The 20,995-nt window shown below is 60.1% G+C and carries 14 protein-coding genes and 1 other RNA gene; 9 read left to right on the top strand and 6 right to left on the bottom strand.

All coding sequences use genetic code 11. The features are described from left to right. Positions 1-111 precede the first annotated feature (111 nt). The gene (gene dacB / locus ACQ4OE_RS21040; protein ID WP_430947772.1) at positions 112-1,572 is read right to left on the bottom strand and encodes a D-alanyl-D-alanine carboxypeptidase/D-alanyl-D-alanine endopeptidase; all 1,461 of its coding nucleotides are present in this window, start codon (positions 1,570-1,572) and stop codon (positions 112-114) included. A gap of 234 nt (positions 1,573-1,806) precedes the next feature. Between dacB and ACQ4OE_RS21045 the strand changes: the two genes are divergently transcribed. Beyond that, complete coding sequence (locus ACQ4OE_RS21045) at positions 1,807-2,151, top strand: YggL family protein (protein ID WP_007916365.1); 345 nt, start codon at positions 1,807-1,809, stop codon at positions 2,149-2,151. A gap of 37 nt (positions 2,152-2,188) precedes the next feature. Here the strand turns inward: ACQ4OE_RS21045 and ACQ4OE_RS21050 are convergent, their stop codons facing one another. After that, entirely contained in the window at positions 2,189-3,385 is a 1,197-nt protein-coding gene (locus ACQ4OE_RS21050; protein WP_430947773.1) for a benzoate/H(+) symporter BenE family transporter, read from the bottom strand. A 252-nt stretch (positions 3,386-3,637) separates the two neighbouring features. On the opposite strand from ACQ4OE_RS21050, the gene ACQ4OE_RS21055 reads away from it, so the two are divergent. After that, positions 3,638-4,402 (top strand): GntR family transcriptional regulator, encoded by a 765-nt coding sequence (locus tag ACQ4OE_RS21055; protein ID WP_105707893.1) that lies wholly within the window; start codon positions 3,638-3,640, stop codon positions 4,400-4,402. 179 nt (positions 4,403-4,581) lie between these two features. Here ACQ4OE_RS21055 and guaD read toward each other — a convergent pair whose 3' ends face one another. The 4 genes from guaD to xdhA all read right to left on the bottom strand — a co-directional run bounded on the left by guaD (position 4,582) and on the right by xdhA (position 10,724). Further along, on the bottom strand, positions 4,582-5,886 hold the full coding sequence (gene guaD / locus ACQ4OE_RS21060) for a guanine deaminase (protein ID WP_430947774.1): 1,305 nt from the start codon (positions 5,884-5,886) through the stop codon (positions 4,582-4,584). A 13-nt stretch (positions 5,887-5,899) separates the two neighbouring features. Further along, complete coding sequence (xdhC, locus tag ACQ4OE_RS21065) at positions 5,900-6,757, bottom strand: xanthine dehydrogenase accessory protein XdhC (protein ID WP_430947775.1); 858 nt, start codon at positions 6,755-6,757, stop codon at positions 5,900-5,902. A 126-nt stretch (positions 6,758-6,883) separates the two neighbouring features. Then, positions 6,884-9,277, bottom strand: coding sequence for a xanthine dehydrogenase molybdopterin binding subunit (gene xdhB, locus ACQ4OE_RS21070; protein WP_430947776.1), 2,394 nt, complete (start codon positions 9,275-9,277; stop codon positions 6,884-6,886). Continuing rightward, positions 9,270-10,724, bottom strand: a complete 1,455-nt coding sequence (xdhA, locus tag ACQ4OE_RS21075) for a xanthine dehydrogenase small subunit (RefSeq protein ID WP_430947777.1) — start codon at positions 10,722-10,724, stop codon at positions 9,270-9,272. The genes xdhB and xdhA overlap by 8 nt, the downstream gene beginning before the upstream one ends. 289 nt (positions 10,725-11,013) lie before the next feature. On the opposite strand from xdhA, the gene ACQ4OE_RS21080 reads away from it, so the two are divergent. The 7 genes from ACQ4OE_RS21080 (at position 11,014) to ACQ4OE_RS21110 (ending at position 20,965) form a co-directional block, all read left to right on the top strand. Beyond that, entirely contained in the window at positions 11,014-11,673 is a 660-nt protein-coding gene (locus ACQ4OE_RS21080) for a GntR family transcriptional regulator (protein ID WP_158955207.1), read from the top strand. A gap of 2 nt (positions 11,674-11,675) precedes the next feature. Beyond that, on the top strand, positions 11,676-15,164 hold the full coding sequence (gene smc, locus ACQ4OE_RS21085) for a chromosome segregation protein SMC (RefSeq protein ID WP_401046921.1): 3,489 nt from the start codon (positions 11,676-11,678) through the stop codon (positions 15,162-15,164). A 259-nt stretch (positions 15,165-15,423) separates the two neighbouring features. Further along, a complete protein-coding gene (gene zipA, locus ACQ4OE_RS21090; protein WP_105707903.1) occupies positions 15,424-16,287 on the top strand; it encodes a cell division protein ZipA in 864 nt (287 codons plus the stop codon). Positions 16,288-16,374: 87 nt separating this feature from the next. Beyond that, positions 16,375-18,732: an NAD-dependent DNA ligase LigA gene (gene ligA, locus ACQ4OE_RS21095; RefSeq protein WP_430947778.1), complete on the top strand. Its 2,358-nt coding sequence runs from the start codon at positions 16,375-16,377 to the stop codon at positions 18,730-18,732. Positions 18,733-18,813: 81 nt separating this feature from the next. After that, a complete protein-coding gene (locus ACQ4OE_RS21100) occupies positions 18,814-19,977 on the top strand; it encodes a zinc-binding metallopeptidase family protein (protein WP_430947779.1) in 1,164 nt (387 codons plus the stop codon). 134 nt (positions 19,978-20,111) lie between these two features. Beyond that, an RNA gene (gene ffs, locus ACQ4OE_RS21105) (signal recognition particle sRNA small type) lies at positions 20,112-20,208 on the top strand. A 217-nt stretch (positions 20,209-20,425) separates the two neighbouring features. Next, positions 20,426-20,965, top strand: coding sequence for a hypothetical protein (locus tag ACQ4OE_RS21110; RefSeq protein ID WP_430947780.1), 540 nt, complete (start codon positions 20,426-20,428; stop codon positions 20,963-20,965). Positions 20,966-20,995 lie beyond the last annotated feature (30 nt).

Below are 20,995 nucleotides of genomic sequence, written 5' to 3' on the forward strand. Positions count from 1 at the left end.
AGCTGGCTTGCCAGCGATAGGGTCATTCCAGTCAGCCTATTCGTTGACTGACACTCCGCTATCGCTGGCAAGCCAGCTCCCACAGGGTTTTGTGCTGTGGCTTGGCTTGCGTTACAGCACCGAAGCGGTCTGCGGCAATCGCGGCTGCTTGTAGAGGTCCAGCAGCACTTGATCCAGCACCGACGACGCACCAAACGGCGCCTTGTCGTTGAGGATCGCCACCACTGCCCAGGTGTTGCCATTCACGTCACGGCTGAAACCGGCAATCGCGCGCACGGTGTTCAGGGTGCCGGTCTTGACGTGCGCTTCACCGCGCATCGCCGTGGTTTTCAGACGTTTACGCATGGTGCCGTCGGTGCCGGCGATTGGCAGCGAGCTGATGTATTCGGCGGCGTACGGGCTGTGCCAAGCGGCTTGCAGCATGGCCGCCATTTCACGGGCGCTGACGCGTTCGGCACGGGACAGACCGGAGCCGTTCTCCATCACCAGGTGCGGCGCGGTGATGCCTTTCTTGGCCATCCACTGACGCACCACACGTTGCGCGGCTTTGGCATCGTCACCGTCGGCGTCGTTGCGGAATCGCTGGCCAAGGCTGAGGAACAGCTGCTGAGCCATGGTGTTGTTACTGTATTTGTTGATGTCGCGGATGATTTCCGCCAGATCCGGCGAGTAGGCGCGAGCGAGCAGTTTGGCGCTGCTCGGGGTCGATGCCAGACGATCCTTGCCCTGAATGCTGCCGCCCAGTTCTTTCCAGATCGCGCGCACGGCGCCGGCGGTGTAGGTCGCGTGGTCGAGCAGCGACAGGTAGGTCTGCGAGCTGCAGCCTTCGCCCAACTGGCCGGCGACGGTCACGGTCACGCTGCCATCGGCCTCTGGCACCGGGTTGTAGCGCACGCCGCCGGTGCATTGCTTGGATGGCAGGGCTTTAACGGTATTGGCGATTTTGACGCTGGCGATCGGCGGCTCAACCGAAATCAGCACCCGGCCGTTGTCGTTACGGGCGACAAAGCGCAAGGCCTTGAGGTTGACCAGCAGCGAGTCGGGTTTGACCAGGAACGGTTTGTTCTCGTCATTGCCGTCGTCGTTGAATTCCGGCAACACCGGCTGCACGAAGAAGTTGCGGTCGAGGATCAGGTCACCGGTGATCTGGGTCACGCCGTTGGCGCGCAGGTCGCGCATCAGCAGCCAGAGTTTTTCCATGTTCAGTTTCGGATCGCCGCCACCCTTGAGGTAGAGGTTGCCGTTGAGGATGCCGCCATTGAGGTCGCCGTCGGTGTAGAACTCGGTTTTCCACTGATGGTTGGGGCCGAGCATTTCCAGCGCCGCGTAAGTGGTCACCAGTTTCATCGTCGAGGCCGGGTTGACCGACACGTCGGCGTTGAACACGGTCGGCGTGCCAGGGCCATCCAGCGGCACCATCACCAGCGACAAGGCGCTAGGCTGCAATTTGCTCGCCTTGAGGGCTTTTTCGACGTTAGGAGTCAGGGAAGTATTGATGGCGGCGGCAGAAACATTCAGGGCCAGAGGAAGAAGGAGGCCGGCGAGAAACAGTGGACGCAACGATTTGATCATATGAAATAAAACCCTACAGCCGAGGGGAAAAAAGACGAGGACATGGATGAAAAGGTCCTCAGTGGTCACGAAAGTGTCGGCATTATGCCCCAAGGTGTAACCGATTGTGCCGTCCTCGGGGTGGCGATTCGTTGATTTTTTTACAGGCGGTCGGTCGCTGTGTCCAGAGAGGCGGGCAATCGATTGCTGAAACTGGTAAAGTGCCCGCCGTATTTACTTAAGAGGATTGTTCCAATGGCGACTAACCGTTCCCAGCGTCTGCGCAAAAAACTGTGCGTTGATGAATTTCAAGAGCTGGGTTTCGAACTGAACCTGGACTTCAAAGAAGACTTGTCCGAAGAAGCCATTGACGCTTTCCTCGAAGCATTCATCAAAGAAGCCATGGAAGCCAACGGTCTGGGTTATGTTGGCGGCGACGACTTCGGTCTGGTTTGCCTGCAGAAGCGTGGCTCGGTCAACGAAGAGCAGCGCGCTGCCGTTGAAGCCTGGCTGAAAACCCGCTCCGAGCTGACCAAGTACGAAGTCAGCCCGTTGCTGGACGTTTGGTATCCGGAAAAGCCGATCAACGCGGCTAAGTGATACTGAAAAAAACGGCGACCTGAGGGTCGCCGTTTTTTTATGCCTGGCTTTTACGCCAATTCAGAGTCAGCAACGTCAACACCCCCGCAACAATCCCCCAAAACGCCGAGCCTATGGAAAACAGCGTCAGCCCTGACGCCGTGACCATGAAGGTGATCAACGCCGCTTCCCGCTCCTTCACCTCGGTCATGGCAATGCTCAAGCCATTGATGATCGAACCAAACAGCGCCAGCGCGGCAATCGACAGCACCAATTCCTTCGGCAACGCGGCAAACAACGCCGCCAACGTGGCGCCGAACACCCCGGCAATCCCGTAGAAAATTCCGCACCACACCGCTGCCGTGTAACGCTTGTTGCGATCTTCATGAGCATGCGGCCCGGTGCAGATCGCCGCGCTGATCGCCGCGAGGTTGATGCCGTGTGAACCAAACGGCGCCAGCAACAGCGACGCGATGCCCGTGGTGGTGATCAGCGGCGAGGCCGGGACGTTGTAGCCATCGGCGCGCAACACGGCGATGCCGGGCATGTTCTGCGAAGTCATGGCCACCACGAACAACGGGATGCCGATGCTGATGGTCGCCGCCAACGAGAAGTGCGGCGTGGTCCACACCGGCGTCGCCAACTCCAGATGAAAGCCGCTGAAATCGAGCAGCCCCATGAAGCCCGACAGTGCGGTGCCGATCAGCAGGGCGGCGAGCACGGCATAACGCGGCGACAGGCGCTTGACCACTAAATAGGTGAAGAACATCCCCAGCACCAGTCCGGTGCGATGCTGCGCGGCGACGAATATTTCGCTGCCGATCTTGAACAGAATCCCCGCCAGCAAGGCTGCCGCCAGTGACGCCGGGATCTTTTTCACCAGCCGTTCGAAGCTGCCGGTCAGCCCGCATATCGTCACCAGCACCGCACAAGTGATGTAGGCGCCGATGGCTTCGCCGTAACTGACGCCGCCGAGGCTGGTGATCAGCAATGCCGCGCCGGGTGTCGACCAGGCAATGGTGATCGGCGTGCGATAGCGCAGCGACAGGCCGATCGAACACACCGCCATGCCGATCGAAATCGCCCAGATCCACGAAGAAATCTGCCCGCTGGTCAGGCCCGCCGCTTGCCCGGCCTGGAACATCAGCACCAGCGAACTGGTGTACCCGGTCATCATCGCGATAAAACCGGCGACGATGGCCGACGGCGACGTGTCGGCCAGTGGACGGAGTTGGGTGTGGGTGGCGTCGTTCATGACGGCGGTGTTCCTTATACCAATGAAGATCCCACAGGGGATTGTGGTCGGGCGGCGGATTCTGCGAACAAGCCTAAACTCATTCGTAACGGATCGTTGCAATACAGCCAAAGTCACAAACAGCCGTACAGTCGTGTTGCCACCTTTCATTGTGTACAATCGCGCTGTTTTTTACGCGATACTTGCCAGCGACCTACTGTGCCGTATTACAGTCACGGTCTATTCGCCGCAGTTCTCCCGACTCGAGTGCCCATGAACGAACAGTTGCAACCCCTCAAGAAACAACCGCGAGCAGGCAAAGCCGGCCGCAGCGGAACCCAGGACGATATTGTCTACGCGCATATCTTCGAGGCCATCCTCGAACAGCGTCTGGCGCCCGGCACCAAGTTGAGCGAAGAAGCGCTGGGGGAAATCTTCGGGGTCAGCCGCACCATCATTCGCCGCGCGCTCTCGCGTCTGGCCCATGAAGGTGTCGTCCTGTTGCGGCCGAACCGTGGCGCCGTGGTCGCCAGCCCGAGCGTTGAAGAAGCGCGTCAGGTGTTCATGGCCCGCCGTCTGGTCGAGCGCGCGATCACTGAACTGGCGGTACTGCACGCCACCGCCGAGCAAATCGCCGAACTGCGCCAGATGGTCAACGATGAGCGCGACAGTTTCTCTCGCGGTGATCGCGGCGCCGGTATTCGTCTGTCGGGCGAGTTCCACTTGAAACTGGCCGAAGCGGCGAAAAACGCGCCGCTGGTGAGTTTCCAGCGCAGCCTGGTTTCGCAGACTTCGTTGATTATTGCCCAATACGAAAGCGGCAACCGCTCGCACTGTTCGTACGACGAACACACGCAGTTGATCGATGCGATCGAAAAGCGTGACGGTGAGTTGGCGGTGAACCTGATGATGCATCACATGGATCATATCGACAGCAAGCTCAACCTCGACGAGGAAGGCGCGTCGGATGATTTGCATGCGGTGTTCTCGCATTTGTTGCAGACCAAGAAGCCGGGGCGTCCTGCGGCCAAGCTCTAACTGACCAATAGAAAAATCCCCCGCAGCTGAAAAGTTGCGGGGGATTTTTTGTGCCTGGCTGATCGTTCCCACGCTCTGCGTGGGAATGCCTCTGGGGACGCTCCGCGTCCAGTGACGCGGAGCGTCACGGGCTGCATTCCCACGGCAGAGCGTGGGAACGATCATGGGGCGAGGCGAGCTCAGCGCTGATGCACCAAAGCCCCCGCTGCATACGTCTGCTGCACTGTGCGGTCATCGCCCAGGGTCATCAACACAAACAACGTCTCGGCAATATTGTTGGCCTGCTTCAAGCGGTAGCTCAGCAGCGGCGTGGCGTTGTAATCCAGCACCAGGAAGTCAGCGTCGGAACCCGGTTGCAGGTTGCCGATCTTGTCTTCCAGACGCAGCGCCCGCGCGCCACCCAACGTCGCCAGATACAGCGACTTGAACGGACTCAGTCGCGCGCCTTGCAGCTGCATCACTTTGTACGCTTCGTTCAGCGTCTGCAGCAGCGAGAAACTGGTGCCGCCGCCGACGTCAGTGCCCAGACCGACGTTCAGTTTGTGCTTCTCGGCCATCGGCAGGTTGAACAGGCCGCTACCGAGGAAGAAGTTCGAGGTCGGGCAGAACGAGATCGCCGAGCCGGTTTCCGCCAGACGCGCGCACTCGTCGTCGCACAGGTGCACGCCGTGGGCAAACACCGAGCGCTCGCCGAGCAACTTGTAGTGATCGTAAACGTCGAGGTAGCCCTTGCGCTCCGGGAACAGCTCTTTGACCCACTCGATTTCCTTGAGGTTTTCGCTGATGTGGGTCTGCATGTACAGATCCGGGTATTCGGTCAGCAATTGGCCGGCGAGGGTCAGTTGCTCCGGGGTGCTGGTCGGCGCGAAACGCGGAGTCACTGCATAGTGCAGACGACCCTTGCCATGCCAGCGCTCGATCAGCGCCTTGCTGTCGACGTAGCTCGATTCGGCGGTGTCGGTCAGGTAATCCGGCGCGTTGCGGTCCATCATCACCTTGCCGGCAATCATGCGCAGGTCGAGCTTCTCGGCCGCCTCGAACAACGAGTTCACTGACTGCGGGTGCACGCTGCCGAACACCAGCGCGGTGGTGGTGCCGTTGCGCAGCAGCTCCTTGACGAAAATGTCAGCGACTTCGTCGGCGTGAGCCTTGTCGCCGAACTGGCTTTCGCACGGGAAGGTGTAGGTGTTCAGCCAGTCGAGCAGTTGCTCGCCGTAGGCACCGACCATGCCGGTTTGCGGAAAGTGAATGTGGGTGTCGATTAAGCCCGGGGTGATCAACGCGTCTTGGTAATGCTCGATTTCGATGTCCGCCGCCAGGGTCGGCAGCAAATCACTGGCGTGGCCGAGGGCGCTGATCTTGCCGCCATCGACCACCAGCAGGCCGTCCTCGAAATATTCGTAGGAGGCTTCGATCCCGACTTCGGCGGGGTCGGCGATGCTGTGCAGGATGGCGGCACGGTAGGCTTTGCGAGTCAGAGGCATGAGGGTTCTCTAATCAGTTTGAGGCTTTGAGTTTGGCGGCCTGACTGCGCCGCGAAACCGGCAGCAGTTTGGCAATCGGTTCGGCGCTGGCAGTCTGCTGGCCGAAGTTGGCGTTATAGGTGGCGATGATTTCGCCGGCGATGGAGATGGCGATTTCCACAGGCAGTTTGCCTTTGACTTCGCCAATGCCCATCGGGCAGCGCATGCGTTGCACGACGCCACTGTCGAAACCGCGATCACGCAGACGGTGTTCGAACTTCACGCGTTTGGTCTTCGAACCGATCAGGCCGAAGTAGGCGAAGTCGTTGCGCTTGAGAATCGCGGCAGTGAGTTCAAGGTCGAGTTGATGGTTGTGGGTCATGACGATGCAATAACTGCCGGCGGGCAGGTCATCGATTTCATCCACAGGCTCCTCGGACACGATTTTACGCACGCCGTGAGGGATGTGTTCGGGGAATTCGGCATCGCGCGAATCGATCCAGCGCACCCGGCAGGGCAGGCTGGCGAGCAGCGGCACCAAAGCACGGCCGACGTGGCCGGCACCGAACACGGCGATTTGCGCCTGCACCTGGCCCATTGGCTCGAACAGCAACACGGTGGCGCCGCCGCAGCACTGGCCAAGGCTGGCGCCGAGGCTGAAGCGCTCCAGATGGGTGTCCTGCTTGCCGCTGGCGAGCATCTCGCGGGCGATCTGCATGGCTTTGTATTCCAGGTGCCCGCCACCGATGGTGTCGAAGCTCTGGTTGGCGCTGATGACCATTTTCGAGCCGGCGTTGCGTGGCGTCGAGCCGAGTTCTTCGATGATCGTCACCAGCACACAGGGCTCGCCCTGATTTTGCAGGTCGGCGAGGGCGTCGATCCAGTTGTACATACACACCTCTCAGATCGTTCCCACGCTCTGCGTGGGAATGCATCACTGGACGCTCCGCGTCCGCTGTTCAGGATGCGACGCAGAGCGTCGCGGGCTGCATTCCCACGCAGAGCGTGGGAACGATCATCAAACAACCTCGGTTTCAGCTTCAACGGCTTTCACCGCTTTCAACTGACGCATCTGCTCACAGCCCCACAACACCCGCTCCGGCGTCGCCGGCGCATCGATCTGCGGCTGATGCTTGTAATCCCCGAGGCTCGCCACCGCGTCCTTGATCGCACACCACGACGCAATCCCGAGCATGAACGGCGGCTCACCGACAGCCTTGGAATGGAACACCGTGTCTTCCGGGTTCTTGCGGTTCTCAACCAGTTTCACCCGCAGGTCCAATGGCATGTCCGCCACCGCCGGGATCTTGTAGCTCGCCGGGCCGTTGGTCATCAGCTTGCCTTTGTTGTTCCAGACCAGCTCTTCCATGGTCAGCCAGCCCATGCCCTGGATGAAGCCACCTTCGACCTGACCGATGTCGATGGACGGGTTCAGCGAGGCGCCGACATCGTGAAGAATGTCGGTCCGCAGCATTTTGTACTCACCGGTCAGGGTGTCGACGATCACTTCGCAGCACGCCGCGCCGAAGGCGAAGTAGTAGAACGGACGGCCACGCGCCTGGCTGCGGTCGTAGTAGATTTTCGGGGTCTTGTAGAAGCCGGTGCTCGACAGCGATACCTGATTGAAATACGCCTGCTGAATCAGCGCTTCAAAGGTCAGGATATGGTCGCGAACACGTACGTGGCCGTTGTGGAATTCGACGTCTTCTTCAGTGACTTTGAAGTGACGCGCAGCGAATTCGACCAGACGTTTCTTGATGATTTCTGCCGCGTTCTGCGCCGCTTTACCGTTCAAGTCGGCACCGCTGGACGCCGCGGTCGGCGAGGTGTTCGGGACCTTGTCGGTGTTGGTCGCGGTGATCTGCACGCGGTCGATTTCAACCTGGAACACTTCGGCCACGACCTGCGCGACTTTGGTGTTCAGGCCCTGGCCCATTTCCGTGCCGCCGTGGTTCAGGTGGATGCTGCCGTCGGTGTAGATGTGGATCAGCGCACCGGCCTGGTTCAAGAAGCTCGCGGTGAAGGAAATGCCGAATTTCACCGGGGTCAGCGCCAGGCCTTTTTTCAGGATCGGGCTATTGGCGTTGTAGCGACGGATCGCCTCGCGACGCTCGTGATACTGGCTGCTTTCTTCCAGTTCGGCGGTCATCTCTTCGAGCATGTTGTGCTCGACGGTCTGGTAGTAATGGGTGACGTTGCGCTCGGTCTTGCCGTAGTAGTTGGCCTTGCGCACGGCGAGCGGGTCGAGTTGCAGGTGACGGGCAATCGCGTCCATCACTTCTTCGATTGCGACCATGCCTTGCGGGCCACCGAAACCACGGTAAGCGGTGTTCGACGCGGTGTTGGTCTTGCAGCGGTGACCGTTGATGGTCGCATCGCCCAAGTAATACGAGTTGTCCGAGTGGAACATCGCCCGGTCAACGATCGACGCGGACAAGTCCGGCGAGCAACCGCAGTTGCCGGCCAGGTCCATGTTGATCCCGTGCAGGCGTCCGGTGCTGTCGAAGCCGACGTCGTATTCGACGTAGAACGGGTGACGCTTGCCGGTCATCAGCATGTCTTCGACGCGCGGCAGGCGCATCTTGGTCGGTTGGCCGGTGAGGTGCGCAACCACCGCGCACAGGCAGGCCGGGCTGGCCGCTTGAGTTTCCTTGCCGCCGAAACCACCGCCCATGCGGCGCATGTCGACGACGATTTTGTTCATCGACACGTCGAGCACTTCGGCGACCAGTTTCTGCACTTCGGTCGGGTTCTGCGTCGAGCAGTAAACGATCATGCCGCCGTCTTCGGTCGGCATCACCGAGGAGATTTGGGTCTCCAGATAGAAGTGTTCCTGACCGCCGATGTGCAGCGTGCCTTGAATGCGGTGTTCAGCCGTGGCGAGCGCAGAAACCGAATCGCCACGCTGGTGGGTGTGGCTGTCGAGCACGAAATGGCGTTTGCGCAGGGCTTCGACTACGTCGAGCACAGGTTCGAGATCTTCGTATTCGATGATCGCGGCCATGGCGGCTTTGCGGGCGGTTTCCAGATCTTTCGCCGCGACGGCAAGCACCGGTTGACCGACGAATTGCACGTCATCAATGGCCAGCAGCGGGTCGCCCGGCATCAGCGGGCCGATGTCTTTCAGGCCCGGCACGTCTTCGTGGGTGATCGCAATGCGCACGCCTTCGAAGGCGTAGCACGGCGAGGTGTCGATGCTGATGATTTTCGCGTGGGCGCGGTCCGACATGCGTGCATACAGGTGCAACTGGTTCGGAAATTCCAAACGGTCATCGATGTACTGCGCTTCACCGGACACGTGCTTGGCGGCGCTGTCGTGCTTGACGCTGCGACCGACACCGGAAGTCAGGTCCTTGGCGAACAATTCAGCCAGTTCAGCTTGGGTTTTTTCTACGCCGTGATGGTTAGACATAAGCGGTCACCCGAGTCTCGATGTGCGGTGTTTGCAGTTCGATGAAGTATTTGCGCAGCAGGTTCTGCGCGCTGAGCAGGCGATATTCCTTGCTGGCGCGGAAGTCCGAGAGCGGGGTGAAATCTTCGGCCAGGGCGGTGCAGGCGCGTTCGACCACGGCGCTGTTGAAAGGCTGACCGACCAGCACGGCTTCACAATGCGCCGCACGTTTCGGGATCGCGGACATGCCGCCGAACGCCATACGCGCATCGGTGATCACGCCGTTTTCGATGCGCAGGTTGAACGCGGCGCAGACAGCGGAGATGTCGTCGTCCAGACGCTTGGAGACTTTATAGGCGCGGAACAGCTGCTCGGCGCTGGCGCGCGGCACGATGATCTTCTCGATGAACTCACTTTCCTGACGGGCCGTGACTTTGTAGTCGATGAAGTAATCTTCCAGGTTGAGCGTGCGGCGGGTTTCGCCTTTGCACAGCACCACCTGCGCGCCGAGGGCGATCAGCAGCGGTGGCGAGTCACCGATCGGCGAGGCGTTGCCGATGTTGCCGCCGAGGGTGCCCTGGTTGCGGATTTGCAGCGAGGCGAAACGGTGCAGCAATTCGCCGAAGTCCGGGTACTCGGCGTTCAACGCTTCGTAGCAGTCGGAGAGGGCGGTGGCAGCGCCAATTTCGATGCGGTCATCGAAGGTTTCGATGCGCTTCATTTCCGCGACGTTGCCGACGTAGATCATCACCGGCAGCGTGCGGTGGAACTGGGTGACTTCCAGTGCCAGATCGGTACCGCCGGCGAGCAGTCGCGCTTGTGGATAAGCATCGTAGAGATCGGCCAGATCGGCGACGGTCAGCGGCACCAGGCAGCGTTTGTCGCCGCTGTTGAGTTCGCCGATATCGGTCGGTGCGATGGCTTTGAGGCGCGCGATGGTATCGGCTTCGCGGGCATCGAACTGATCCGGTTGCTTGCCGCAGCAGGATTGCTCGGCAGCGGCCAGAATCGGCCGGTAGCCAGTGCAGCGGCAGAGGTTGCCGGCCAGCGCTTCGTGAGCCTTGGCGTGATCCGGTGCATCGCTGTTCTTTTGCAGGGCGAACAGCGACATGACGAAGCCGGGGGTGCAGAAACCGCACTGCGAGCCGTGGCACTCGACCATGGCTTTCTGCACGCTGTGCAGTTCGCCTTGGTGCTTGAGGTCTTCGACGCTGATCAATTGTTTGCCGTGCAGCGACGAGACAAAGGTCAGGCACGAATTGAGGCTGCGATAGCGAATGTGTTCGCGGCCAGCGTCATCCGTTTGCAACTCGCCGACCACCACGGTGCAGGCGCCGCAGTCACCGCTGGCGCAACCTTCTTTGGTGCCCGATTTACCAACGTGTTCACGCAGGTAATTGAGCACAGTCAGATTCGGGTCCAGGGCGTGCTCGCTACGGAGTTCCTGGTTAAGTAAAAACTGGATCACGGAAGGCCTCGCAGACTCATTATTGTTGTTAACCGACTTGAGCCGAATTTAGCAGGTCTGACTTTTCGGTCAATGGTTTTCTGACTTAAAGGTCAGGAAAATGCATTTCGTCGATCGACAACGTGTCTATTCAGTATTGACCCACATCGGTCGCCCGGGTTTTTTGTTTGGTTTCTGAAGAAAACTGCGGGAATCGTGCCAAAAACCGCTGAGTGGGCACTCCGCCATGACCGTGCATTTGCGCTACACTGCGCCGCTTGTGCAGATCGATAGAGTTTGAAGGACAACCATGACGTTCAAGGCGCCGGACAGCCTCGCCGAGCAAATTGCTCACCACCTCGCCGAACGCATCATTCGTGGCGAAATGAAGCCGGGAGAGCGCATCCAGGAACAGAAGGTCACGCTGGCACTCAATGTCAGCCGCGGTTCGGTCCGCGAAGCCTTGCTGATCCTCGAACGCCGCCACCTGATCGCGATCCTGCCGCGTCGTGGGGCGCACGTCACCGAACTGACGCCGCACAAGGTGCAGAGCCTGTGCACGCTGATGAGCGAGCTGTACATCCTGCTCGGCAACTCGGTGGCCAACGGCTGGCAAGTGCAGTCGGACATGGCGCCGTTCGTGCAGATCCAGCAGCGTCTGACCACCAGCTACGAGCGTCAGGACATCCGCAGCTTCGTCGACGACAGCTTCGCCGTTATGCGCGCCGCCTATCCGTTCGCCAACAACCCGTACCTGCAAGAGACCGTCGAGAACCTGCAGCCGGCCATGAGCCGCGCGTACTTTCTCGCCCTCGAACAGCGCAAGGCCTCAATGAGCGAGTTCCTCGAGCTGTTTGAACGCTTGCTGGCCGCCGTGCTTGCCCGTGATTTGCCGCAGATCCGCATCGTGCTGACGGCTTACGCCCAGCGCAGCTGCGATCTGGTGGTGTCTGCCCTGACGGTCGCCTAAGCGTGCGGCTCAAGTGCATCAAACTGGCGGGATTCAAATCCTTCGTCGACCCGACCACGGTGAACTTCCCCAGTAATATGGCGGCGGTCGTCGGGCCGAACGGTTGCGGCAAGTCGAACATCATCGACGCCGTACGCTGGGTGATGGGCGAAAGTTCGGCGAAGAACCTCCGTGGCGAGTCGATGACCGACGTCATCTTCAACGGCTCGACCAGCCGCAAACCGGTGAGTCAGGCCAGTATCGAGCTGGTCTTCGACAACTCCGACGGCACCTTGCTGGGCGAATACGCGGCCTACGCGGAAATCTCGATTCGCCGCAAAGTCACCCGCGACAGCCAGACCACCTATTACCTCAACGGCACCAAATGCCGTCGTCGTGACATCACCGATATCTTCCTCGGCACCGGTCTGGGTCCGCGCAGCTACTCGATCATCGAGCAGGGGATGATCTCCAAGCTGATCGAATCCAAGCCCGAAGATCTGCGCAACTTCATCGAAGAAGCCGCTGGCATCTCGAAATACAAAGAGCGCCGCCGCGAGACGGAAAACCGTATCCGCCGCACCCACGAAAACCTTGCCCGTCTGACTGACCTGCGCGAAGAGCTCGAGCGTCAACTCGAACGCTTGCACCGTCAGGCCGAAGCGGCGAAGAAGTATCAGGAATTCAAAGCCGAGGAGCGTCAGCTCAAGGCGCAACTGTCGGCCCTGCGCTGGCAGGATCTCAACGATCAGGTCGGTCAGCGCGAGTCGATCATCGGCACCCAGGAAATCAGTTTCGAGGCCTTGGTCGCCGAGCAGCGCAATGCCGATGCGGCCATTGAGCGCCTGCGCGACGGTCATCATGACCTGTCCGAGCGCTTCAATCTGGTGCAGGGGCGCTTCTATTCGGTCGGTGGTGATATCGCCCGGGTCGAGCAGAGCATCCAGCATGGCCAGCAACGTCTGCGTCAGTTGCAGGACGATCTGAAAGAAGCCGAGCGCGCGCGTCTGGAAACCGAATCGCACCTGGGCCACGACCGCACCCTGCTGCTGACCCTCGGCGAAGAGCTGGACATGCTCACCCCCGAGCAGGAAGTCACCAGCGCTGCCGCCGAAGAAGCCGCTGCTGCGCTGGAAGATTCCGAATCGGTCATGCACGGCTGGCAGGAGCAGTGGGACGCCTTCAACCTGACCGCCGCCGAACCGCGCCGTCAGGCCGAAGTGCAGCAGTCGCGCATCCAGCAGCTGGAAACCAGCATGGAGCGTCTGGCTGACCGGCAAAAGCGTCTCGGCGAAGAGCGCGCATTGCTCTCGGCGGACCCGGAAGACGCGGCGATCATGGAGCTCAACGAGCAGCTCGCTGAGTCCGAAGCAACCCTCGAAGATTTGCAGACCAGCGAAGAAGCGCAGGTCGAAAAACTCGAACAACTGCGCCAGGAATTGCAGCAAGCGCTGACCGCGCAGCAACAGGCGCAGGGCGACTTGCAGCGGCTCAATGGTCGCCTCGCTTCCCTCGAGGCGTTGCAGCAAGCGGCGCTTGATCCGGGCACCGGCACCGCCGAATGGCTGAAAGAACACAACCTCGCCGAGCGGCCGCGTCTGGCTGAGGGCTTGAAGGTTGAGGCCGGTTGGGAATTGGCGGTGGAAACCGTGCTCGGCGCCGATCTGCAAGCGGTGCTGGTCGACGACTTCAGCGGTTTCGATTTGTCCGGCTTCACTCAGGGCGATCTGCGCCTGCTCAGCCCGGCCAGCGATGGCGTGCGCGTTGCGGGCAGCCTGCTCGACAAGGTTGATGCGCAGATCGATCTGTCGCCGTGGCTCGGTCAGGTCAAACCGGTCGACAGCCTTGAGCAGGCCTTGGCCTTGCGCGGGCAATTGAGCGCCGGCGAAAGCCTGATCAGCCGCGACGGTTACTGGGTCGGTCGGCATTTCCTGCGCGTACGTCGGGCCAGTGAAGCGGAAAGCGGCATGCTCGCCCGTGGCCAGGAAATCGAAGCGCTGCACCTTGAGCGTGAAGAGAAAGAAGCCACGGTCGAGGCCATGGAAACCCGTCTGCAAACCCTGCGCGCGCAACAGCGTCAGCAGGAAAACGGTCGCGAGCATTTGCGCCGTCTGCTGCAAGACGAGGCGCGTCAGCAAGGCGAATTGAAAGCGCAATTGTCCGCCGGCAAAGCCAAGGCTGAACAGCTGACTTTGCGCCGCACCCGTCTCGATGAAGAACTGGTCGAACTCGGCGAGCAGCGCGAGCTTGAGCACGAACAGATCGGCGAAGCGCGCATGCAATTGCAGGACGCGCTGGATGCCATGGCGCTGGACACCGAGCAGCGCGAGTTGCTGCTGGCCCAGCGCGACAGCCTGCGCGAACGTCTCGACCGCGTGCGTCAGGAAGCGCGCCAGCACAAGGATCACGCGCATCAGTTGGCCGTGCGTCTCGGCTCGTTGCGCGCGCAGCACGACTCGACGCGTCAGGCGTTGGAGCGTCTGGAAATGCAGGCCGAGCGTCTGACCGAAAAGCGCGAACAGTTGAGCCTGAACCTGGAGGAGGGCGAGGCGCCGCTGGAAGAGCTGCGCCTGAAACTCGAAGAGCTGCTCGACAAGCGCATGACCGTCGACGAAGAACTGAAAACCGCGCAGATCGCCCTTGAAGACGCTGATCGCGAATTGCGCGACGCGGAAAAACGCCGGACTCAGGCCGAGCAGCAATCACAATTGATTCGCGGCCAGCTCGAACAGCAGCGCATGGAATGGCAAGCCCTGACGGTGCGGCGCAAGGCTTTGCAGGATCAATTGCTCGAAGACGGCTACGATCTCAACGGCGTGCTCGCGACATTAACCGCGCAAGCCAGTGAACGCGAAGCCGAAGAAGAACTCGAACGCATCAATGCGCGGATTCAGCGCTTGGGTGCGATCAACCTCGCGGCCATCGACGAATACACGCAACAATCCGAGCGCAAGCGTTATCTGGATGCGCAGGATGCCGATCTGGTCGAAGCGCTGGAGACCCTTGAGAACGTTATTCGCAAGATCGACAAGGAAACCCGCAACCGCTTCAAAGATACCTTTGATCAGATCAATGGCGGTTTACAGGCACTTTTTCCAAAAGTTTTCGGTGGTGGACGGGCGTATTTGGAACTGACGGGCGAAGATCTACTCGATACAGGGGTAACGATCATGGCGCAGCCGCCCGGGAAGAAGAACAGCACCATCCATTTGCTCTCCGGCGGGGAAAAAGCCCTGACCGCGCTGGCACTGGTTTTTGCCATCTTCAAATTGAACCCAGCGCCGTTCTGCATGCTCGATGAGGTTGACGCACCGCTGGATGACGCTAACGTTGGACGCTACGCACGCTTGGTCAAAGAGATGTCGCAGACCGTGCAGTTCATCTATATCACCCACAACAAGATCGCCATGGAAATGGCCGAGCAGTTGATGGGCGTAACGATGCATGAACCGGGTTGTTCGCGACTGGTGGCCGTGGATGTCGAGGAGGCGATGGCGATGGTGGACGCCTGAGCCAGCGTGGTGTCGGACAGGGATGAGAAGTTTGTAGGACTTTTTTACCGGGCTCGACTTGCTGGCCAATCGACATATTCGCGCAAGCCAATGAGACAGACGGTGTAAAGTTGTCTTTGGTCGTGCTAGTTTAATGTCAATTTTTCGTATACGTGGGCAAAACGCCTGTCAGAACATAGAGTTGGCGCCACGTTTTAAAGCGGTTTGCACAATGTAAACCCCTTATTTTTCAGCATTTTTTATAGAGGCACGGGATTACATGGAAATCGGTCTGCGCGAGTGGCTGATCGTCATCGGCATCATTGTGATAGCCGGTATTCTTTTCGATGGCTGGCGCCGTATGCGCGGCGGCAAGGGAAAACTGAAATTCCGTCTTGACCGAAGTTTGTCCAATCTGCCGGACGAGGACACCAGCGCTGAGCTGTTGGGCCCGGCCCGCGTGCTGGATACCCACAAAGAACCGCAACTGGACGAGCACGACCTGCCGTCGGTGAGCATGCCGGCCCGCGAAGCACGCGAGCCTCGCGAAACCGCCTCGAAACGTGGCAAGCGCGGCGGCAAAGGTTCGGCACAGGGCGACTTGAACCTGGATCTGGATCTGGACGACGGCCCGAGCTTCAGCAGCCGTGACGATGATTTCGTTGAAGACACCAAGCCTTCGCCAGCAGTGGTCGACAAAGACCAGCCACAAGCTGAAGAAGTGCTGGTGATCAGCGTGATCTGCCGTGACGCCGCTGGCTTCAAAGGCCCGGCGCTGCTGCAGAACATTCTGGAAAGCGGTCTGCGATTCGGCGAGATGGACATTTTCCACCGTCACGAAAGCATGGCTGGCAACGGTGAAGTGCTGTTCTCCATGGCCAACGCGGTCAAACCGGGCATCTTCGATCTGGACGACATCGACCATTTCAGCACCCCGGCGGTGAGCTTCTTCCTCGGCCTGCCAGGCCCGCGTCATCCGAAGCAAGCTTTCGACGTGATGGTCGCCGCAGCACGCAAGCTGTCGCAGGAATTGAACGGCGAGCTGAAAGATGATCAGCGCAGCGTTCTGACTGCACAAACGATTGAACACTACCGTCAGCGAATCGTAGAGTTCGAACGTCGCGCCCTGACCCAGAAGCGCTGATTGAAAAAGATTGCCTCGCGATCAGAGGCAATCAGCAATATAAATTGAGCAGCCTCGGCTGCTCTTTTGCTTTATGAGAGAACACCCATGACCGCCGCCAAAAACCGCATTCTAGAGCTGCGCGCTGAACTCGATCAGCACAACTACCGTTACCACGTTCTCGACGAGCCGAGCATTCCGGACGCCGAATACGACCGGTTGTTTCACGAGCTCAAGGCGTTGGAAGCGGCCAACCCGGAACTGATCACCAGCGACTCGCCGACCCAGCGTGTCGGCAGTGTGGCGCTCACGGCGTTTACTCAGGTGCGTCACGAAGTGCCGATGCTCAGCCTAGGCAATGCCTTCGAAGAAACCGACATGCGCGAGTTCGATCGCCGTGTCACCGAGGGTCTGGATATCCCCGCTGGCGATCTGTTCGGCGGCGGCGCGGCGGTGGAATACAGCTGCGAACCAAAGCTCGATGGCCTGGCGGTCAGCCTGCTTTATGAGAATGGCGTATTGGTGCGCGGCGCCACACGCGGCGACGGCACCACCGGCGAAGACATCAGCGTCAACGTGCGCACCGTGCGCAACATTCCGCTGAAGCTGCACGGCGAAGGCTGGCCGGCGACCCTGGAAGTGCGCGGCGAAGTGTTCATGTCCAAGGCCGGTTTCGAGCGTCTCAACGCCTCGCAACTGGAAATCGGCGGCAAGACTTTCGCCAACCCGCGCAACGCCGCCGCCGGCAGTTTGCGCCAGCTCGATTCGAAGATCACCGCCAATCGTCCGCTGGAGTTCTGCTGCTACGGCATCGGTCAGGTCTCCGACGATATTTCCGACACGCACATCGGCAACCTCAAGCAGTTGCAGAAGTGGGGCATGCCGATCAGCCACGAGTTGAAGCTGGCCAAGGGCATCGACGAATGCCTGGATTACTATCGCGATATCGGCGCGCGTCGAAACGCCCTGACCTATGAAATCGACGGCGTGGTGTTCAAGGTCAACAGCATTGCCGATCAGCGTGAGCTGGGCTTTCGCGCTCGCGAGCCGCGCTGGGCCATCGCGCATAAATTCCCGGCGATGGAAGAACTCACTGAACTGCTCGACGTGGAATTCCAGGTCGGACGAACCGGTGCCGTCACCCCAGTGGCGCGTCTGAAACCGGTCAAGGTCGCCGGCGTCACCGTGGCCAATGCGACGCTGCACAACATGGATGAAGTCGCGCGTCTGGGCTTGATGATCGGCGACACCGTGATCATCCGCCGTGCCGGTGACGTGATCCCGCAAGTGGTGCAAGTCGTTTTGGAGCGTCGCCCGGAAAACGCGCGTGCGGTGCAGATTCCCGAAAGTTGTCCGGTCTGCGGTTCGCACGTGGAGCGCACGCAGCTGATCAAACGCAGCAAAGGCAAGGAAACCGTCAGCGAAGGCGCGGTGTATCGCTGCGTCGGGCGTCTGGCCTGTGGTGCGCAGCTGAAGCAGGCGATCATTCACTTCGTCTCGCGCCGCGCGATGGACATCGAAGGCCTCGGCGACAAGAGCGTCGAGCAATTGGTCGATGAAGGTCTGGTCAGTTCGCCAGCCGATCTGTATGCGCTGAAGTTCGACGACATTGTCGATCTGGAAGGTTTTGCCGAGGTGTCGAGCAAAAAGCTGCTCGCCGCCATTGAAGACAGCAAGAAGCCGGGGTTGGCGCGGTTTATTTATGCGCTGGGCATTCCGGACGTCGGTGAGGAGACCGCCAAGGTGCTGGCGCGCTCGCTGGGTTCGCTGGAGCGCGTGCAGCAGGCGTTGCCGCAAGTGCTGACCTACCTGCCGGATGTCGGTCTGGAAGTGGCGCATGAGATTCACAGCTTCTTTGAAGACGCGCACAACCAGCAGGTGATCACCGAGTTGCTCGGCCATGGTTTGCAGATTCAGGATCAGGGCGAATTGGGCGCCGAGTTTGCCGCCAGCACCACACTCGGTGGTTTCCTCGACAAGCTGCACATTCCCTCGGTCGGCCCGGGCGGCGCGCAGAAACTGGCGGACAAGTTCGGTTCGCTGGAAGCGGTGATGAACGCTGACTGGCTGGACATGCGTCAGGCCTTGCCGGAGAAACAGGCCAATTCGGTGCGCGAGTTTTTTGCGGTCGCGGAGAATCGGCAACTGGCTGAGGCATCCGAAAAACAGCTGCGTGATTTCGGCATGCACTGGCAGAGCGAAAAGAAAGTGGTTGAAGGCTTGCCGTTGTCCGGCGAGACCTGGGTGCTGACCGGCAAGGTCGAGCTGATGAGCCGTGACGTCGCCAAGGAGCATCTGGAAAGCCTCGGTGCCAAGGTTGCCGGTTCCGTGTCGGCGAAGACCCATTGCGTGGTCGCAGGTCCGGGTGCTGGCTCCAAGCTGACCAAGGCCAATGAGTTGGGCGTGAAAGTGATGGACGAAGAAACCTTCATCGCCTTCCTGAAAACCCACGGCATCTCCGCCTGACTGATCGTTCCCACCCAGAGCGTGGGAACGATCATCGCGCCAGAATGATCTAGTCTCTGCAAGCCCCAGGGAGAGATCGCCATGCACCGTTTTTTCGAGCAGCTGAGTTCCCGCATCATCGCGCCGTTCATGGCCGAATCCTCGCGCAACAGCAAAGTCTGGCCGTGCCGCTGCGGCCAGTCGCTTTTCTTTCGCAACAGTCAGTGTCTGGCTTGCAATGCACTGCTTGGCTATCAACCCGAACAAAGCCGTCTGACGTCGTTGCAACCGGGCCCGTACGAGAACACCTGGACGCTCGACGCTGATCCCGAGGCCGGGTTGTTCCGCCGCTGCGCCAACCTTGATACCGCAGCGGCGTGCAACTGGCTGCTGCCGGCCAACGATCACGACAGCCTGTGCATCGCTTGCAGCCTCAACCGCACCATTCCCGATCTGTCCGACCCGGAAAACCCCGAACGCTGGCGCAAAGTCGAAATCGCCAAGCGCCGACTGGTGGCGCAACTGATCACCCTCGGTTTGCCGGTGATTCCGAAAACGGTGGACGAAGACACCGGTCTGGCCTTCGACTTCATTGGTGTCGATCTCCAAGGCAATGCGCCGATGACCGGCCACGCCAACGGCCTGATCACCCTCGACATCAAAGAAGCCGATGACGCGCATCGTGAGCAGGTGAGGGCGCAGATGCACGAACCGTATCGCACGCTGCTCGGGCATTTTCGCCATGAAGTCGGCCATTATTATTGGGATCGCCTGATCGCTAACGGCCCGTGGCTCGGTTCATTCCGCAACCTGTTCGGCGACGAGCGCGCCAGTTACGCCGAGGCGCTGGACCGGCACTATCAACAAGGCGCGCCACTCGACTGGCCGCAGCACTACGTCAGCGCCTACGCAACCATGCACCCGTGGGAAGACTGGGCGGAAACCTGGGCGCATTACCTGCACATGATGGACGCTGTGGATACCGCGCTGGGTTTCGGCATGAGCGCGCGGGAAATGGATTTCGACTATCAGCCGTTTCCGACCAGCACGCTGTACGACCCTGAGCATCCCGGCGGCGAGGCGTTTCTGTCGTTCGTCAATGCGTGGATCGAACTGGCCGGCATGCTCAATGAACTGTCACGCAGCATGGGCCAGCCGGATTTCTATCCTTTCGTGCTGCCGGCACCGGCGATTGCCAAGCTGCATTTCATTCATCTGGTGATCCAGCAGGCGGGCGGCAAGGCAGACGAGGTGCTGGCTCTGTAAGCGGGGCTACAAGCTGCGATCTTTATGTCCTTGAAGCGCTTCATATTTTTAATCTGCAACCAACGGTTGTAACTTCATCTCAGATAGGTACAATGGCGCGGCTCGCCGACAGGCAAGCGTCGTTATGGTGACCCCATCGGTCCCCCCGCAACGATTACCCGTGAACCTGGTCAGAGCCGGAAGGCAGCAGCCACAGCGGGAACATTGTGTGCCGGGGTGTGGCTGGTGGGGTCGCCACCTTAACGAAACATCGAACGCTGTAAACAGAACTGCATGGGTTTTGCCCACTGCGGTTTTTTTATGCCTGCAATTTGGCCTCAGGGATCATCCGCGGTGAATGCGCTGGTCATTTTCTGATGCGAAATTTCCCGTCGTGTCCTGCGCCTCGCTCGGATGCCGCCGTTGAACAGTGGCATACTCCCTTGCCTGGCATCGTGAGGTAATGGAAGTGGATGAACTCGACGATCTGACCCGGGAAAGGCTCCGGGAATGGCAATTACGCCGTCTGGAGATCAAGGATCAGATGCAGGATCATCCCGAGCGAACGCTGGAGCTCTCGAAGGTGCTCGACTCGATGGATGACGAGCACGTGGAGATTCTGGCGGCGGCAGCGTCGCTCAAGCAGGGCGCGCCTCAGTCAGAGCCCGAACCGCAACCATCCAGCCCGATAGCCGCTCAATTCAATGTGCAATTGCAGGCCACTGCCGGCAGTCCTGAAGACCTGCGCAAGCTGCTGGAACTGGCGCTCTACGAAGTGCAGGCGCAGATTGATGGCAACCCTGTGGTCGCAGGTCAGGATCGAAGCTATCCCGGCGGCATGTCGGGGACGCTGGGCGATTACCACTTCGCGCTGCGCATCAACGATGAGCGTACCGATAAACCTGCTCTGAATGAAGTCGCGCGCCTCGCTGGCCAATTCTCTGCGGGGGCGGGCGCCAGGCCTGCGGCGCAAAACCGCGAAACGAACGAAGCGTATGACCAGGATTGACCTGGTGATGTGTCCCTGCCCAGGCGTGAG

Source organism: Pseudomonas sp. WC2, assembly GCF_050586545.1.
Taxonomy (GTDB): domain Bacteria; phylum Pseudomonadota; class Gammaproteobacteria; order Pseudomonadales; family Pseudomonadaceae; genus Aquipseudomonas.

Bases quoted from the DNA above. Each gene is read 5' to 3' on its own strand.
- ACQ4OE_RS21045 (WP_007916365.1), top strand. From the start codon at position 1,807: ATGGCGACTAACCGTTCCCAGCGTCTGCGCAAAAAACTGTGCGTTGAT.
- ACQ4OE_RS21100 (WP_430947779.1), top strand. From the start codon at position 18,814: ATGCACCGTTTTTTCGAGCAGCTGAGTTCCCGCATCATCGCGCCGTTC.
- ligA (WP_430947778.1), top strand. From the start codon at position 16,375: ATGACCGCCGCCAAAAACCGCATTCTAGAGCTGCGCGCTGAACTCGAT.
- ACQ4OE_RS21050 (WP_430947773.1), bottom strand. From the start codon at position 3,385: ATGAACGACGCCACCCACACCCAACTCCGTCCACTGGCCGACACGTCG.
- dacB (WP_430947772.1), bottom strand. From the start codon at position 1,572: ATGATCAAATCGTTGCGTCCACTGTTTCTCGCCGGCCTCCTTCTTCCT.
- guaD (WP_430947774.1), bottom strand. From the start codon at position 5,886: ATGCCTCTGACTCGCAAAGCCTACCGTGCCGCCATCCTGCACAGCATC.
- ACQ4OE_RS21055 (WP_105707893.1), top strand. From the start codon at position 3,638: ATGAACGAACAGTTGCAACCCCTCAAGAAACAACCGCGAGCAGGCAAA.
- xdhB (WP_430947776.1), bottom strand. From the start codon at position 9,277: ATGTCTAACCATCACGGCGTAGAAAAAACCCAAGCTGAACTGGCTGAA.
- xdhC (WP_430947775.1), bottom strand. From the start codon at position 6,757: ATGTACAACTGGATCGACGCCCTCGCCGACCTGCAAAATCAGGGCGAG.
- zipA (WP_105707903.1), top strand. From the start codon at position 15,424: ATGGAAATCGGTCTGCGCGAGTGGCTGATCGTCATCGGCATCATTGTG.
- ACQ4OE_RS21080 (WP_158955207.1), top strand. From the start codon at position 11,014: ATGACGTTCAAGGCGCCGGACAGCCTCGCCGAGCAAATTGCTCACCAC.